At 59.7% G+C, this 15877-nt stretch carries 17 protein-coding genes and 1 other annotated feature; of the genes, 3 read left to right on the forward strand and 14 right to left on the reverse strand.

Translation table 11 applies throughout. The features are described from left to right. Nucleotides 1-38: 38 nt before the first annotated feature. Together NE623_RS03190 and NE623_RS03195 are read right to left on the reverse strand one after the other, a co-directional pair. The gene (locus NE623_RS03190; RefSeq protein WP_256271703.1) at nt 39-1724 is read right to left on the reverse strand and encodes a DAK2 domain-containing protein; all 1686 of its coding nucleotides are present in this window, start codon (nt 1722-1724) and stop codon (nt 39-41) included. A gap of 32 nt (nt 1725-1756) precedes the next feature. After that, nucleotides 1757-2110 (reverse strand): Asp23/Gls24 family envelope stress response protein, encoded by a 354-nt coding sequence (locus NE623_RS03195; RefSeq protein WP_256271702.1) that lies wholly within the window; start codon nt 2108-2110, stop codon nt 1757-1759. 185 nt (nt 2111-2295) lie between these two features. Between NE623_RS03195 and NE623_RS03200 the strand changes: the two genes are divergently transcribed. Both NE623_RS03200 and NE623_RS03205 read left to right on the forward strand, forming a co-directional pair. Beyond that, nucleotides 2296-2775 (forward strand): CBS domain-containing protein, encoded by a 480-nt coding sequence (locus tag NE623_RS03200; protein WP_370866676.1) that lies wholly within the window; start codon nt 2296-2298, stop codon nt 2773-2775. A gap of 106 nt (nt 2776-2881) precedes the next feature. Then, the gene (locus NE623_RS03205) at nt 2882-3583 is read left to right on the forward strand and encodes a gamma-glutamyl-gamma-aminobutyrate hydrolase family protein (RefSeq protein ID WP_256271701.1); all 702 of its coding nucleotides are present in this window, start codon (nt 2882-2884) and stop codon (nt 3581-3583) included. A 50-nt stretch (nt 3584-3633) separates the two neighbouring features. Here NE623_RS03205 and NE623_RS03210 read toward each other — a convergent pair whose 3' ends face one another. The 10 genes from NE623_RS03210 to NE623_RS03255 all read right to left on the reverse strand — a co-directional run bounded on the left by NE623_RS03210 (nt 3634) and on the right by NE623_RS03255 (nt 14186). Then, nucleotides 3634-6807, reverse strand: a complete 3174-nt coding sequence (locus NE623_RS03210; RefSeq protein WP_256271700.1) for a hypothetical protein — start codon at nt 6805-6807, stop codon at nt 3634-3636. Continuing rightward, nucleotides 6804-9329, reverse strand: coding sequence for an efflux RND transporter permease subunit (locus tag NE623_RS03215; protein WP_256271699.1), 2526 nt, complete (start codon nt 9327-9329; stop codon nt 6804-6806). Before NE623_RS03215 ends, NE623_RS03210 begins: the two co-directional genes overlap by 4 nt. A gap of 198 nt (nt 9330-9527) precedes the next feature. Next, the gene (gene rplL / locus NE623_RS03220) at nt 9528-9902 is read right to left on the reverse strand and encodes a 50S ribosomal protein L7/L12 (RefSeq protein WP_078783069.1); all 375 of its coding nucleotides are present in this window, start codon (nt 9900-9902) and stop codon (nt 9528-9530) included. An 87-nt stretch (nt 9903-9989) separates the two neighbouring features. Next, complete coding sequence (rplJ, locus tag NE623_RS03225) at nt 9990-10502, reverse strand: 50S ribosomal protein L10 (RefSeq protein WP_256271698.1); 513 nt, start codon at nt 10500-10502, stop codon at nt 9990-9992. Nucleotides 10503-10557: 55 nt separating this feature from the next. Continuing rightward, nucleotides 10558-10695, reverse strand: a sequence feature (ribosomal protein L10 leader region). A gap of 134 nt (nt 10696-10829) precedes the next feature. Further along, the gene (gene rplA / locus NE623_RS03230) at nt 10830-11522 is read right to left on the reverse strand and encodes a 50S ribosomal protein L1 (protein WP_078783071.1); all 693 of its coding nucleotides are present in this window, start codon (nt 11520-11522) and stop codon (nt 10830-10832) included. Nucleotides 11523-11540: 18 nt separating this feature from the next. Further along, entirely contained in the window at nt 11541-11966 is a 426-nt protein-coding gene (rplK, locus tag NE623_RS03235; protein ID WP_007046678.1) for a 50S ribosomal protein L11, read from the reverse strand. Between the two features lie 149 nt (nt 11967-12115). Next, nucleotides 12116-12655, reverse strand: a complete 540-nt coding sequence (nusG, locus tag NE623_RS03240; RefSeq protein WP_256271697.1) for a transcription termination/antitermination protein NusG — start codon at nt 12653-12655, stop codon at nt 12116-12118. Nucleotides 12656-12678: 23 nt separating this feature from the next. After that, a complete protein-coding gene (secE, locus tag NE623_RS03245) occupies nt 12679-12972 on the reverse strand; it encodes a preprotein translocase subunit SecE (protein ID WP_256271696.1) in 294 nt (97 codons plus the stop codon). 16 nt (nt 12973-12988) lie between these two features. Beyond that, nucleotides 12989-13138 carry a 50S ribosomal protein L33 gene (gene rpmG / locus NE623_RS03250; RefSeq protein ID WP_007046681.1) on the reverse strand — a complete coding sequence of 50 codons (150 nt, stop codon included), beginning with the start codon at nt 13136-13138 and terminating at the stop codon, nt 12989-12991. A gap of 172 nt (nt 13139-13310) precedes the next feature. Further along, nucleotides 13311-14186 (reverse strand): hypothetical protein, encoded by an 876-nt coding sequence (locus NE623_RS03255; RefSeq protein ID WP_256271695.1) that lies wholly within the window; start codon nt 14184-14186, stop codon nt 13311-13313. Between the two features lie 86 nt (nt 14187-14272). On the opposite strand from NE623_RS03255, the gene NE623_RS03260 reads away from it, so the two are divergent. Continuing rightward, nucleotides 14273-14446, forward strand: coding sequence for a hypothetical protein (locus NE623_RS03260; protein ID WP_256271694.1), 174 nt, complete (start codon nt 14273-14275; stop codon nt 14444-14446). 65 nt (nt 14447-14511) lie between these two features. Here the strand turns inward: NE623_RS03260 and NE623_RS03265 are convergent, their stop codons facing one another. After that, nucleotides 14512-15327: a putative RNA methyltransferase gene (locus NE623_RS03265; RefSeq protein ID WP_256271693.1), complete on the reverse strand. Its 816-nt coding sequence runs from the start codon at nt 15325-15327 to the stop codon at nt 14512-14514. Then, nucleotides 15324-15860 (reverse strand): hypothetical protein, encoded by a 537-nt coding sequence (locus NE623_RS03270; RefSeq protein ID WP_256271692.1) that lies wholly within the window; start codon nt 15858-15860, stop codon nt 15324-15326. Before NE623_RS03270 ends, NE623_RS03265 begins: the two co-directional genes overlap by 4 nt. Nucleotides 15861-15877: the final 17 nt, after the last annotated feature.

Below are 15877 nucleotides of genomic sequence, written 5' to 3' on the forward strand. Positions count from 1 at the left end.
CCTTCCCCAAATTCGCCTTTTGTTTGTTGTAACGCGGTTTACTCCACAGAAATCATATAGTAGTAAACGGGCTGGCCGCCGCTGATGTGGCTGACCTCGACACTGCTGCCGCACTTGGTGCGCACCAGCTCGGTGGTCTTTTCGGCGTCCTCGTCGCTGACGTCGCAGCCGGAAATGACCGTAATGAACTGGGTGTCCTTCTTCTTCATGGAACGGGCCAGACGGTAGGTCATCTTGACCAGATCGGTGCCGGTGGCCACAATTTTGCCGTTCTCCAGCGCCATGATCTCGCCCTTCCGGATGGGCTTGCCGTCAAACTCGCTGTCGCGGGCGGCATAGGTAATCAGGCCGGTGCTGACGCGGTCTGCAGCCTGCATCATGGCAACGGCGTTCTCCTCCGGCTTGAGGTCGGGGTCGAAATTCAGCATAGCGGTCATGCCCTGCGGCACGGTGCGGGTGGGCAGCACGATGACCTTGCGGTCGGCTAGCTTCTGCGCCTGCTCGGACGCCATAATGATGTTTTTGTTGTTGGGCAGCACCAGCACGGTCTTGGCGGGCACGCTCTGCACAGCCGCCAGAATATCCTCGGTGGAGGGGTTCATCGTCTGGCCGCCGCTGACAACCGCGTCCACGCCCAAATCGCCGAACACAGCCTTCAGGCCCTCACCGGCGGCCACGGCCACAAAGCCGTACTCGCGCTCGGGGTCGACGGCGGCGTAGGTGAACTCGCTGGTCTTGTTCTCCTCGGCCTCGGCCTGTTTTTCCAGACCCTTGGCCTGCTTCTGGCGGGCCAGGAACTGCTCATGCATATTCTCAATCTTGAAGTTGGTCAGGTAGCCGTACTTGATGGCCTCGCTCAGCATCATGCCGGGGTCGGAGGTGTGCACGTGGCAGTTGGCCACATCGTCATCCTCAATGACCACAACGGAATCGCCGTTGGACTCCAGGAAGGCGCGCAGGCGGGTCACGCTGGCACCCTCGTCCTTATGCAGCAGGAACTGGGTGCAGTAGCCGTTCTTGATATCCTCCACCTTCATCAGGTCATCGGTAAAGACGCCCTTGCCGGCGGCCTCGCTGGATACCTTGGGCTTGGCGGCAACCTCGGCACCGGCGATAATCTCGCCGCCGTCAAAGACCTGCTTCATGCCCTCAAAAATCAGCATAATGCCCTGACCGCCCGCGTCCACAACGCCGGCCTTCTTCAGCACAGGCAGCAGATTCGGGGTATCGTCCAGCGCGGCCTGACCGGCCTGCAGGGTGGCGTCCCACATGGCGGGAACGTCCATCTCGGTGCACTCGGCGGCCTTCTCGGCGGCAAGGCGGGAGACGGTCAGGATGGTGCCCTCGGTGGGCTTCATGACGGCCTTGTAGGCGGCCTCCACACCCTGCTGCAGTGCAGCGGCCAAATCGGCGGAGGAAGCCTCGGTCTTGTCCTTCAGCGCCTTGGAGAAGCCGCGGAACAGCAGGCTGGTGATAACGCCGGAGTTGCCGCGGGCACCGCGCAGCATGGCGGAGGCAGCGGTCTTGCTGGCCTCGGCCACGGTGCAGGTGTCGGGCATAGCCTCCAGCTCAGCGCGGGCCGCGCCGATGGTCATGCTCATGTTCGTGCCGGTATCGCCGTCCGGAACAGGGAAAACGTTCAGCTCATCCACGCGGGTGCGCTGGTTGGCAATGTTGTTGGCGCCGGAAAGAATGGCGTCGCGCAGGGTCTGGCCAGTAATCATGGTTTTGTTACACCTCATATTTTCTGGGTCGTTCAGTCGGCAATGACATCGTCCACATATACATCAATGCGGGCGACCTTCAGGCCGGTGGCAAGTTCAACTTCGTCTTTGACGCGGTGGGTAATGCTTTGGGTAATGGTAGAAATGTTCAGACCAAAGCCCACCTTGATGTGCAGGGCGATGACCAGCTTGCCACCCTCCTGGGTGACGGTGACGCCCTTCGGCGGCAGGCTGCCGGTGCGCAGTGCGCTGCGCACAACGCTTTCGGCCGGGGCCTGCCCCATAGCGGCAATGCCATAACACTGCTTGGCGGCCTGCTCCACCAGACCGGAGAAGTAGTCGTTTGTCAGGGAAATATGTCCATAGGGATTGACCTTGGTGATCATCTGCAATCCTCCTTTTCGGGGTTAGCTGCGGCTAAACACACAGCTGTACAATATGAATCATACCCTATTATACACCAATTTTTCCCGCTTGAACAGGCCATTTGAGAGAAATTTATTTTGGCGTGCGGATTTAACATTCCATTCACAAAGTTTACATCACAAGCGTATATACTGGATAAAGAAGTATGACAACACTACCAAAGGAGTGCAGTGGAAGCATGAACCTTTTGTTCTTTTTGACACCGAAGCAGGATGTCCTGTACATCTATGAGGACTTTACCCTGCGCCAGACCCTGGAAAAATGGTCGAACCAGCGCTACGCCACGATTCCGGTGCTCAAGCGCAATGGGGAGTATGTCGGCAGCATCACCGAGGGCGACATTCTATGGGGTATGAAAAATCTGCATGGTCTTGACCTTGAAGCCAGCGAGGAAGTGCCCATCTCCAGCTTCCCCCGCCGCAGGGATTACAAGGCCGTGACCGTCACCACCGATATGCCCACGCTGCTCAAGGCGGCGGTGGACCAGAACTTTGTGCCGGTGGTGGATGACCGCAATGTGTTTATCGGTATGGTGCGCCGTACCGTCCTGCTGCGGGAGCTGTACGATAAATACACAACCCTGCCCGCAGACAAGCGCTACCGGGCCAATAACGCGCCGATGTGAGCCCTTGCAATTTTCCGCGGGACGCGGTATAATCACGGTAACAGACAGAGAAGTCGCACAGGGCTTCTCTGTTTTTGCTTTTATTTGTAAAAGGAGTGCAGGAGCCATGAAGCAACCATTGATTGGAATTGTGCCGCTGGTGGACGCGGCAAGGGAAAGCTATTGGATGCTGCCCGGCTATATGCGGGGCGTGGAGCAGGCGGGCGGCGTGCCGGTGATGCTGCCGCTGACGGACGATGCCGCCGTGCTGCAGAAGCTGGCGGACAGTTGCGACGGCCTGCTTCTGACAGGCGGGCAGGACGTCTCCCCTGCCCTATACGGTGCAGAACCAACACCGCAGTGCGGCAAGACCTGCCCGGAGCGCGACCGGATGGAGGCACCGCTACTGGACAGGATGCTGGCGCAGGATAAGCCGGTACTGGGCATCTGCCGCGGCATCCAGTTCCTGAACGTGCATCTGGGCGGTACGCTCTATCAGGACCTGCCCACAGAGCATCCGTCCGGGGTGAACCACCACCAGCAGCACCCCTACGATGCGCCGGTGCACGCCGTGACGCTGACGCCGGGCAGCCCGCTGCAGCAGCTGCTGGGGCAGCAGACGCTGGCGGTCAACAGCCTGCACCATCAGGCCATCCGGGCGCTTGCGCCGGGTCTGGCGGCAATGGCCGTGTCGGAGGATGGACTGGTGGAGGCTGTCTGCCTGCCCGGAAAGAAATTTGTCTGGGCCGTGCAGTGGCACCCGGAGTTCTCGTTTGCCGTAAACGAGAACAGCCGAAAGATATTCCGGCAGTTTGTGGCAAGCTGCTGAAAAAAGCCCCCTGCGATGCAACGTGAACCGCATCGCAGGGGGCTTGCTATTTATTCTGCCTTCTCAGCAGTCTTTTTTGTCTTTTTCTTTTTGCGCTTTTTCCGCAGTACAAGCAGCAGCACCAGCAGCACGGCTGCACCGCCGCAGGCGGCGGCAGTCAGCGGGGTTGTGTTGGCGGGAAGCTGCACGGCGGCAAAGGCCGTTGTGCCTGCGGGGGCGGTGCAGGTCAGATAGCTGCCGTCAACGCTCGTCTCGGCCTGCTGCCAGCCGGCATCGGTTTTGATCCACAGCACGGTGTTGTCCGTCGTTTCCGGCGGCATATAGCGCAGCGTGTGGCCTGTGTCGGCGGGCAGTTCAAGGCCCCACGCCTCCACCAGCGTACCGGCGGCTGCGGGCGCATCGTCAATTTCGTGCAGCATCAGCTCATCGGTGGTGTCAAAGCTGCCCTCCACCAGCACAATGGGGCGGTCATCGCGCTTTTCCTGGCTCTGGCGCACAGTGTTCATATCCTTGTACTCGGCATGGATGGTGGTGTCAAAGGTCAGGTTGGTCAAATCCACGTCCTCCCACTGGCCGTACTGGCCGGCATGGTACGGAACCGGCGGCAGCTGGTCAGCCGGGAAATCACTGCCGTAGGGGATGTAATACAGCTGAATCAGCGATTCCTCTTCGGTCACAAAGCGGACGCAGAGGTTTGAGAAGTCACTGGGCAGATTCTCCTGCGCGATGAAATCCTCAAAGCTCAGCGGCTCGGCAATGCCCTTGTAGCTGACATTGTCCACACCGGCCACGCCCTCGTCCACGAAGGTGTTGCCGGTCACGCTGCCGTCCAGCGGGTCATCCACCGTACCGGCAATCGCGCCCAGCTGTTCGCTGCCGGTGTCGATGATGACCATGGCGCGGCAGTTTTCAATCGTTGTGCCGCTGCCGGCAATGCCGCCTACCTGCTTGGCACCGGACAGGCGGCACTTGGCGTAGCTTTCGCGGATGGTGGACTTGCTGACACCGGCCACACCGCCCACGGCGGTGGCGTCCTCGGCGTCCAGCGTGCCAAAGCCGCGGCAGTCAATGACAGAGCCCATCTCGGCATCGCCGACAATACCGCCTGCGTTCTGCTTCTTGGCGGTGACGGTGCCGTAGTTTGTGCAGTCGCGGGCTACAACGCGGGTCTTGAAGGTGAAATTCAGCGACTCGCTGCCCACTGATGTGTAATCATCCTCGGGGTCAAGGTCATTTTCGCGGGCCATGGCACCGGCAATGCCGCCTGCGTTGATGTCGGCGTTGACAACACCGCTGTTGATGCAGTTGGTGACCTTGGCCTCCACGTCCTCGTCCGTGTCCTCGTCCGAGATATCGTTCACAACATCGTCGGGGTTGGTCACGTTGTCACCGGCACCGGAAAGCGTATCGCCAATCTTGCGAATCTGGTTGGAGATGGCCTTTATATCGTTGACCAGCGCCTGCGTGTTGTTGCTGGCGTTGTTGTTCAGGGTGGTGACAATATCGCCCATATGGGTCAGGTTGCTGCTCAGGTCATTGCGGCTGGCTGTGATGGCGTCCCGGTTGGACAGCTCCACGGACGGAATCTTCACGTCCACGCTGTCGGGCATGGCGTTCACAACATTATCCACAATTTCCTGGCCGTAATCGCGGTTATCCGGCTCGTGCACAATGTAGCCGCCATCGTTCTGATTGGGGTCGATGGTGATGCCGTCCGGGTCGGGCTGGCCGTGCGCGGTGCGCTCGGCGTCCTCCTCAGACTGGGCGGAGGGGGTGTCTGCGGTGCTCTCTGCGGCGGGCTCGGCATTCTCCGCAGCAGGCTCGGCAGCAGGCTCGGTCTGTACCGGCTCCTGTGCGGGGGCCTCGGCGGCCGCGCTGCCGGTGTCAATGTTCCCGCTATCTACGGTGTAGGTATCATCATCACTGTTGTCATCTCGGCTGGAAATGCCGCCGGTCGAGAAGATGGGGTCAACAATCGCGCCATCGGGATATTCCGTGGCGTTCGGGTCCTCCGAATCGCCGGTGGAATCCTTGAGGTTCTGCTTGAACTGCGTCAAATCCGTTTTGACGGTCTGGGTGCCCATGGTAAGGCCGTCCTCGGTCTGGTTCAGCAGGTTTTCAATCGCGTTGCGGGAGCTGGTCACGCTGTCCTTCAGCGCGTTCAGCTGGTTGGTAAGATCATCGCTGGCGGCGCTGGCATCGTCGCAGGCGCGGTTGACCAGCGTCTGCAGGGTGCTCATCTCGTCACCCAGCTTCTGCAGGGTGTCCTGCGTGAATTCCAGCGTGCTGCTGGGCTCCATCTGGCCGACAATGCCGCCGGCCTCCTTGCGGGCATAGATGGTACCGTAGTTGACGCAGCCCTCAACGTAGCCGGTCTGGCTGCCCGCAATGCCGCCTACGTTGTAGCCCATGTGCTGGTAGCCCACGGTGCCGCGGTTCATGCAGGCGCGGATAACGCCGCCGGACTGGCCCGCAATGCCGCCGATGTCGGTAATATCGGCCGCGTTCTCGGTGCCGATGAGGTCATTCAGCGTCAGCGCCGACAGGTCAATGTCATTCTGCTCCACCGTTGTGTTGACGTTGGCGGAGTTGGTGCAGTTGGCAATAATGCCGTGGTTTTCACCGGCAATGCCGCCGATGAAGTGCGCGCCGTAGACGCTGCCGGTGGTGGCGCAGTTGTCAATCACGCCGGAGGCAAGGTTTGTACCGGCAATGCCGCCCACCACGGACGCGCCGGAGGAAACGCCCTCAAACCGGCAGTTGTGCAGGGTGCCTGCGTTGCTGCCCGCAACGCCGCCCACGGTAGAACGGCTGCCGGTGGGCATGGCGCGACCGCGGATGACCAGATCCCGGACGTTGGCATCCTTCTGCACATAGCGGAAGAAGCCGACAACCGAGCCGTCCCCCACAAGACTCAGGCCGGAAACCGTGTGGCCTTGCCCCTCAAACACGCCGCTGAAGGACGGTATGCCGGTAAAGCCGCTGCCGGTCAGCTCCAGGTCGGTGTCCAGCACAACGGTGCGGTTCGCGCTCCAGCTGTCAAGGCGGCAGTAGTCCGCCAGCTGCAGCAGCTCCTCCACCGTGCCGATGTGGTAAGTCTCCTTCTCCTCGGCGGTGTCGGTGCCCTCCCCTTCCGCAAAGACCGGCAGGGTCAGCGCAAGGACAAGGCAGAGCGCCAGCAGCGCGGCCCAGAGGCGGCGCATCATGTCAGAAATACGGTTCATTCTGCGTCGCCTCCCTTCGCGCCGCTGTCAGGTGTTTCGCCGGAGGTTTCCTCCGACTCGTGGATGTTTCCCTCGGCAAGATACATATCGGGCTTGTCGACCTCAAATTCTGTGCCGGTGGCAATGTTGGCGCTGAACTGGCCGTGCAGCACACCCTTGATGTCCGCATCCACAACACCGTTGATGTAACCGCGGACGCGGCCGTTGACGTGCATTGTGCCGCTGGCCGTGCGGGTCATACCGGAAACGCCCTTCATCTCAAAGCTGGTGCGCTCGATGATGGTATCGCCCAGAATCAGAATCTGCGGCAGGACGAACAGAACCAGAATGATGGAAACGATGGTGCCGCGGCCCAGGCAGGTACCGATGGCGGCGATAACCGGGTTGGTGGTCAGCACGCTGATCAGGATACCGGCAGAAGCCAGAATCGAGCCGGAGGTGAAGATGGTCGGGAAAGACTCATTCAGCGCGGCAACAATGGCCTCTTTCGGGCGCATGACCTTCTTCAGGTCGGTGTAGTGGCTCGAGATAACGATGGCGTAGTCGATGTTGGCGCCCATCTGAATCGAGTTGACAATCAGGTAGCCCAGGAAGTACAGCGGCTCACCCTGCAAATACGGCACCGAGAAGTTAATCCAGATACTGCCCTGAATGACGATGATAAGCAGCACCGGCAGACCGGCCGACTTGAAGGTGAACAGCAGAACCAGAATGACGAACAGCGCGGAAAGTACACTGATCAGCAGGTTGTCCTCGCCGAAGGAGCTGGACAAATCCATAGCGCTGGTGGTGTTGCCGACCACGTAGAAGGAATCCGAATCATAGTATTTGCCGATGATATCGTGCATTTTGTCCACGAAGGCAAAGGTCTCGTCCGTCTCCTCGGGCAGATTCAGATAGACGACCAGACGGCTGTACTGGTCATTCTGCAGCTGCTTGGCGGCCTCGTCCAGCTGGTCAAACAAATCGTCCAGCGTGTCCTGTACATCGCCCGAAAGGGTGATGTTGCCATCGTGCATTTCCTGCTCCAAAAAGCGGAACATATCGTACAGCGGTACTTTATAATCGTCCAGACCGTTGATAATCTCGCCGTATTCATCGTGGTCCACGGCGTAGGCACCGTACAGCGCCTTCGAGACCTCGTAGTCCAGCCCGGCCAGCTCTGCCAGCTGGCGCGGGGTCAGGGCGTCGGTCAGCACATAGCCGTCCATCGCCTCAATGTTGGCCAGACCCATCGTGGACTTGACCTCGGCGCAGCTGTCCAGCTCGTCAAGGATTTTTCCCTCGGCCTCATAATCGCCGGAGGGCACAATGACGGCCACCATATTGCTGGAGCCGAAGGTGTTCTTGATTTTCTGGTAGGCAATCTGGCGCTCGCTCTGCTTGGCGGTGACCAGATCGGTGTAGGTGTAGCAGTAGGGGCACAGGTTGGCAAAGACGGCCGCCGCCACGATGACTACACCGAAAATCGGCGGGATGATAAAGCGGGTCTTGATGTCGAACTTGCCGACGGCGGTAATCTTGGGAATCAGGTTCTTGTGGCGGGTCTTGTCGATCAGCTTGCTGAACAGCACCAGCAGGCCGGGCATCAGCGTAAAGACGCAGAGCATACTGAACAGGATAGCCTTAATCAGAACGGTGGCCAGATCGCGGCCGATGCCGAAGTGCATAAAGGCCAGCGCGGCCAGACCGCTGATGGTGGTCAAAGACGAGGAGGAAATCTCCGGGATGGCCTTGGAAAGCGCGGCAATGCAGGCCTCGCGGGTGGGCAGCGTCTCGTGCTCATCGCTGAAGCGGTGGCACAGAATGATGGCGTAGTCAATGGCCAGCGCCAGCTGCAAGATGACCGTGACCGAGTTGGAAATGAAGCTGATGGTGCCGCACAGGAAGTTGGTGCCCATATTCAGCAGCGCGGCGGCACCGAAGGTCATAATCAGAACCGGAACCTCCGCGTAGGAGCGCGAGGTCAGCGTCAGCACCACCACGATGATGACCGCCGCAATGATGACGATGACCAGCATCTCGCTCTGCAAATCGGCAGAGGAATCATAGCCGACCTCGGAATAAATCGAAGTATCGTACTTGCCCTCCAGATCGTCGCGTATCTCCTGCAGGGCGTTCTCGGCGCGCTCGTCCCCTACCTCGGCGTCAAAGCTGACCGCAAACAGGGCCGAGGCATTGGTGTAGTGCTCGGCGGTATCGTCAAACTCCACGCCGGAGACACCCTCAATGTCCTCCATCTGCTTCTGGATTTCAAGGGCGGTGTCATAGGTGATGTTGGAAACCATAACGTTGGCCGTGCCGTAGGTGACAAAGTTGTCATTCATCACGGTCAGGCCCTGCCGGGTTTCCGTTGTGTCGGGCAGGTAGGTTGTAATATCGTTCTCAACCTTGACCCAGTCGGTGGCAATGGCGCTGAAAATCAGCGCAAATATGTATAAAAGGAAAAACAGATTGCGCTTATCTACGATAAACGCCGCCAGCTTTTCCATACCGTTGCCTTTTGGCTTTTCGTTTTCCAAGGGTAGGAGCCTCACTTTCCCAATATAGTTCATTACAGAAAGGATACATCATTATTATACGAAATACAAGCCCCGCACAACACGGTCAAACTTGGCGGAATGTACAAAGAATATGTGAAGCTTTTGTTAAGATAAACAAATAAAAAAACACCGTGCGGTGTAAAAACCACACGGTGTTGAAAGCTATGGAAAGCTAAATTACTTCAGCTCAACCTTAGCGCCGACCTCAGCCAGCTTCTTCTGGATGTCCTCAGCGTCAGCCTTGGAAGCCTGCTCCTTCAGCTTGGCGTTCGGGGTCTCAACCAGCTTCTTAGCCTCCATCAGGGAAGCGCCGGTCAGCTCCTTAACGGTCTTGATGACCTGCATCTTGTTAGCGCCAACGTCAGCCAGGATGACGTCAAACTCGGTCTTCTCCTCCTCAGCGGGAGCAGCAGCGCCGGCGGCAGCGGGAGCGGCAGCAGCAACAGCAGAAACGCCGAACTCCTCGCAGATGGTGTCAACGAGCTCTTTCAGCTCAAGAACAGTCATAGTCTTGACAGACTCGACAATGGCAGTGATCTTCTCAGAAGCCATGATAGTTACCTCCATAAATTTTGTAATTAAGCGGCGCGGTTTGTTTGAGAGCGCTGCGCCGGTGCGCTCAACCTGCTTGTTTTACAATCAGGCAGCAGTCTCGTCCTGCTTGTCGACGATACCCTGCAGGGCAACAGCCAGACCACCAACGATACCGTTGAGGGAGCCAGCCAGCATGGAGAGCAGGCCTTCGCGGTTGGGCATGGTAGACAGGCTCTTGATACCTGCAGCGTCCATGACAACACCATCGCAGAAGCCGCCCTTGACGACAAAGCGCTTGGACTTGTCGGCGTCAGCAAACTTGCACAGGATGCGAGCAGCAGCAGCCGGATCCTCCGGAGACAGAGCGATAGCCGTGTCACCCTTGAAGTACTCAGTCAGACCCTCGTACTGGGTGCCCTTGACGGCCAGACGCAGCATGGTGTTCTTGACGACCATGTAATGGACGCCAGCCTCACGCAGCTCCTTACGCAGCTTGGTGTCGTCAGCAACGCTGATGCCGTTGTAAGCAACAACAACACCGGCCAGAGAAGAAGAGATCTTCTCGTTCAGATCGGCAACAAGAGCCTTCTTAGCTTCCAGAATCTTTGCACTGGGCATTTGAAATTCACCTCATTCCACTTACAGATTGGTTTCGGTAAGCGGCTTTTTATGTGATAAACAGTAAAAAGCCCCTTCCCGTCGCCGGGAAAGGGCTTGAAAGCATTGCAATCAAACGCACGTTTCTCGGCAGGTGGGTTACCCCGTTATGCCTTGCGGCACCTGCTGTCTCAAAAACAGCTTAATTAGTATAGCACAAGAATGTGCGCTTGTCAATAGAAAAAGCGGAATTCTCTACTTAATTCATTGCCCATGTTCATGGGCGACCAATAGCGGAACGCCGCTTCGCGTCGTTTAATTGAGCGCGCATATGCGCAACGCGCTCAATTAAACACCGTACTTGTTGGTAGCAACGCGGACGCCGGGGCCCATGGTGGTGGCGATGGTTGCGCTCTTGAAGTACTGGCCCTTGGCAGCGGCCGGCTTAGCCTTGGCGATGGCATCCAGGACGGTGTCCAGGTTGGTCATCAGCTTCTCGGCGCCGAAAGAGGCCTTGCCGATGGGCACATGGATGATGTTCTGCTTGTCCAGACGGTACTCGATCTTACCAGCCTTGGCGTCGGTAACAGCCTTGCCGACGTCGGGGGTAACAGTGCCGGCCTTCGGGTTGGGCATCAGACCACGGGGGCCCAGGACCTTACCGAGACGGCCAACGCGGCCCATCATGTCGGGAGTGGTAACCAGAACGTCGAAGTCCAGGTAGCCGCCGGCGATTTTGGCGATCAGATCGTCATCGCCGACCTCCTGAGCGCCTGCAGCCTCAGCGGCCTTGGCGGCATCGCCCTTGGCAATGGCGATAACGCGGACGTTCTTGCCGGTGCCGTTGGGCAGAACAACAGCGCCGCGGACCTGCTGGTCGGCGTGACGGCTGTCAACGCCCAGGCGGACGTGCAGCTCAACGGTCTCGTCGAACTTAGCGGTAGCGGTCTTGCAGCACAGCTCCAGGGCCTCGGTGGGATCGTAAGTCTTATTGTTCTCGATCAGCTTAGCAGCGTCGATATACTTCTTGCCGTGTTTCATTGCGTATTACCCTCCTATTCAGCCCTCAACGGTAACGCCCATGCTGCGGGCGGTGCCCTTGATCATGCTGACAGCGGCTTCCAGAGAAGCGGCGTTCAGGTCGGGCATCTTGGTCTTGGCGATCTCCTCGGCCTGAGCCAGCGTGATGGAACCAACCTTGTTCTTGTTGGGCACGCCGGAAGCAGTGTCGATGCCGGCAGCCTTCTTGATCAGAACGGGCGCCGGAGGAGTCTTGGTGATGAAGGAGAAGGAGCGGTCAGCGTAAACCGTGATAACGACGGGGATAATCATGCCCATCTGGTTCTTGGTACGCTCGTTGAACTCCTTGGTGAACGCCATGATGTTGACGCCCTTCTGACCCAGAGCAGGACCAACAGGGGGAGCCGGAGTTGCCTTGCCGGCGGGGATTTGCAGCTTGATGTAGCCAGTGATTTTCTGTGCCATAATACTTGCACCTCCAAATTTTGTGGTGAGTTGCGGCCTGCGGTGCAGACCTCCCACGGGCGTGCGACCTCCGCACGCCCTATAAAAACCGTACCCCGGGGTGTTCCCCGTTCGCGGCCTTTACCGGAAATTGCGGTGTTCTGAAAAAATCAGAACAGCTTGACCTGATGCAGCTCCAGCTCTGCGGGCAGCTCGCGGCCAAACATGGTGATTTTCACGCGCACCTTGCGCGCAGGAATGTCGATTCCCTCGACCGTGCCGACAGAACCTTCCATCGGACCGGCGGTGATTTCGACCGTATCACCAACCTTGTACTCGACCTCCAGGTCGACGGTGGTTTCGACGCCCATCTTGGCAACCTCGGCCTCGGTCAGGGGCTCGGGCTTGGACTCCGGGCCGACAAAGCCGGTGCAGCCGCGCGTGTTGCGCACGATGTACCAGGTGTTGTCATTCATGACCATTTTGATAAAGACGTAGCCGGGATAGAGCTTCGACTGAACCTCTTTCTCGCCGGTCTTGTTGCCGCGCTTGTCGAACACTTCTTCAATGCGGGTCTCGGTCGGAACCTTGACGTCACAGATTAAATCCTGCAGGTGGCGGTTCTCCACCATCGTCATCAGGTCTGTGGCAACCTTGTTCTCGTAGCCGGAATAGGTATGCGCTACATACCAGTTTGCTTGCTCAGCCATTGTCTTTGCCTCCGCCAACGCGCTCAGGCGCCGATCAACAGGTGGATGACGCCGCCAAAGATAAGGTCCAGCGCAATCAGGACGACCGCAGCGATGAGAACAACCACGATAACGGTAATCGTGTTGTTCTTGACATCACTCTTGCTGGGCCATACGACCTTTTTCAGCTCGCTCTTCGTATCTTTGAAATACTTGCCGATTCCTTTGAAAAAGTTTTTGACCTTATCAAAGAAGGAAACCTTCTTTGCGCCGTCGTTCTTTTTGGGCTTGTCGCTTTGAGTCTGGGCTGCAGCGGTGGCTGCTTTCTTGTCTGCCATCTCTAAGCTCCTATCCTCACTTGGTTTCGCGGTGAAGGGTATGCTTCTTGCAGAAACGGCAATACTTCTTCATCTCAAGACGGTCAGGAGAGTTCTTCTTGTTCTTCTCCTTGTTGTAGTTGCGCTGCTTGCACTCAGTGCAGGCCAGGGTGATCTTGACAGTCATTGTTCGGCACCTCCATTATCGGTTAATAAGCCTCCCTCGCGATTGCAGGCGCCCTTGAAAAAGGGCATAAAAAATAAACCCGCAAAAGAGGTGTTATCATAATAACACGGTTACGGGTTTACGTCAAGCGGTTTTGCAAAATTTTTTGGGATTTTTTGACGCCCTTGCGCTTTTACTTCAGCAGGGCGGCCACCACGGCAAGGCCGTCTGCGGTCAGCTGCACGCCGCCCTTGGCGGGCTGCACGGCGGCGGAGGTATAATCTACGGCCAGCGCGGGGCGGCTGCTCAGGTAGACGAGTGTCTGCTCCAGCGCGTTTAAGTCGGCGGCAAGCAAATCGGTCAGCAGGCGGGCGCTCTGGCGGCGCAGGCCATCGGGCAGGGTGGCCAGCAGCATCGGGTCCTGCCGGGCAAACGCAGCCCAGACAGCGGCGCGGGCATCCGCCTGCGCCCCGGCCCCGGTCAGCAGCCCCTGCAGCCTTTCAATAAGCACCCCGGCCTGTGCGGCGGTGCAGTCTGCCACAGGGTCACTGCCGTAGCCGAGTGCCTGCCGCGCTGCGGCGGAAAGCACGGCGGCGGTGTCAAACCGCACGGCGGCGCTGCGGCCGACACACTCCACCCAGGTGGCGGGGGTGGCCGCCAGATAGGCAAGCTGCGGTGCGGCGCTCTCCCCTGTGGCAACGGTGTTCCCAAGCAGCTGGGCGGCGCGGCCCGCCCCGGCCGAGAGCGCACATTCGGCCAGCGTGGTGCGGCCTGCGGGGGCATCCACCAGCAGGCTGCCGGGCAGTGCGCAGAGGGTCACAGCCTGCTGCGGGCCGTCCACCCGGGCCAGCACAAAGGCGGGCTTGTCCTGCTGCACAACCAGCAGCAGGCGGAACACACCCTGCGCGCCCGGCTCCACGCGCAGGCTGTCCTCCGCCGCTGAAGCCTGCCGAAGAAGCTGCTGCTTCTGATATTGGTCGGTGAAGAAGGCTACCGTCAGCACCATCGGCAACAGCAGCAGCAGCGTAAGCCCCAGACTGTACCAGAATATCCCCCGCCGTGAACGCATAATCCACACTCCCCTTGCAAAGACTATGCCTACAGTGTAGGCCGCAAAGGCTGCGCTTATACACTATATAAAAAGGAGTGTTGAGGATGTTTGATGAATACGGACCCCACGGCGCGGAGGAGGAGCGCGAGGAGCTCTGGACGGATCTGAGCGAGATCCCCGACGAACACTATCGCGAGGAAAACCCGCAGAAAACCACACAGGAGGTCATTATCCCCCCTGCGCAGGAGCCCTATGGGCCGACAAATCTCCCGCTGTGAGGCAGGTGGGAGAGCGCCTTGCGGGTGCCCGGAATCGTTCGGATGGCCGCGGGGCTCTCTCCCCTTTACATTTTCTGGTACACAAGGAACCGGAAGCCAATCTCGGTGGTCAGGCTGCTGCACGCAGCCAGCCTTGCGGCACCATCGGCGGGGGTGTTCCAATAATAGGGCGTCATGGCGAACAAATCCTGCACGCTCTGCCCCTCCAGCGTCAGCACGGCCTCGGACTCGACGGCTTTCACAAAGGTGAAGCCGTCATATTCGGTCTGCCGTACCTCGTTTTCATAGGGGTGCTCGTAGAGAACCTCCTTCAGCCCGAAAAGGTGCCGTGCCGTGGGCACAGCGTAAATCAGATGCCCGCCGGGGCGCAGCATCCGGGCAAATTCAGCCTCGGCCATCGGGGAAAAGATGTTCAGCAGTAAATCGGCCCAGCCGTCCCGCACCGGCGCGCAGAAGCTGCCGCCCACGCAGAACGCGGCCTCGGGCAGGAGCTTCGCGGCCAGACGCACGGCCTCCTTGGAAAGGTCAAAGGCCGCAAGCTGCGGGCCGTTCAGGGCATCGTACAGATATTTGTCATAGCTGCCCTCGCCGCAGCCGGCATCCACGATGTGCGCGTGCGGCAGTGCGGCGCAGAGCTCCGCCAGCGTCTGCATCAGCGGCGCATAGTGCCCCGCCGAGAGAAAAGCGCGGCGGGCACGTACCATCGCCTTGCCGTCACCGGGGTCGGCGGTGTGCTTTTTCTGCATTGGCAGCAGATAGGCGTAGCCCTCCTTGGCCAAATCAAAGCTGTGGGCCTTGGCACAGCGCAGGCTGCGCCCGGTCAGCAGCAACGGCCCGCCGCACACGGGGCAGCGCAGGGCTGCTGCGGTGGCGGGGGTCATTCGGCGGCCTCGGCGGCCGTGGCGGGCTTGTCTGCCCCCGGTTCATCGGGCAGGGGCACGGTCATACCGCCGTGCGCCGCCAGATATTCCTCAAAGCTCGCGAACTTCTGCTTCGGCGGGCGGCGGGAAATCAAATCCAGACCCGGCTGCTCCGGCGCACGCGCGGGGCGCGGGGCGCGGGCCGGACGCGGTGCCTTGGGCTGGTCTGCCAGCGGGCGGCTGGGGGTCTGCGGTGCCGGGCGGCCGGGGCGGCGCGGCGGCTGCTGGGCCGGTGCACCTGCCTTGGGGGGCTGCTCCTGCGGGGCGGGTCGGCCCTGCCCACGGCGGGGACGGCTGCTCTGGCGGGGCGGGTTCTCGCGGCCAGGGGCGTTATTGGCGGGGCCTGTGCCATGCGGGGCGGGGCGGCGCGGCTCGCGGGGCTGTTCGGGGGCCTTGCCCTCCCGCGGCGGCTGGGCCTGAGGGGCACTGCCGGCCGGGCGACGGCGGCGGCGACGGTGCGGGGCACCGTTCGGGGTTTGTGCGGGCTTTTCCATAATTCACCTGATTCCTG

The sequence above is a fragment of the Gemmiger formicilis genome (assembly GCF_024462815.1).
GTDB lineage: Bacteria > Bacillota > Clostridia > Oscillospirales > Ruminococcaceae > Gemmiger.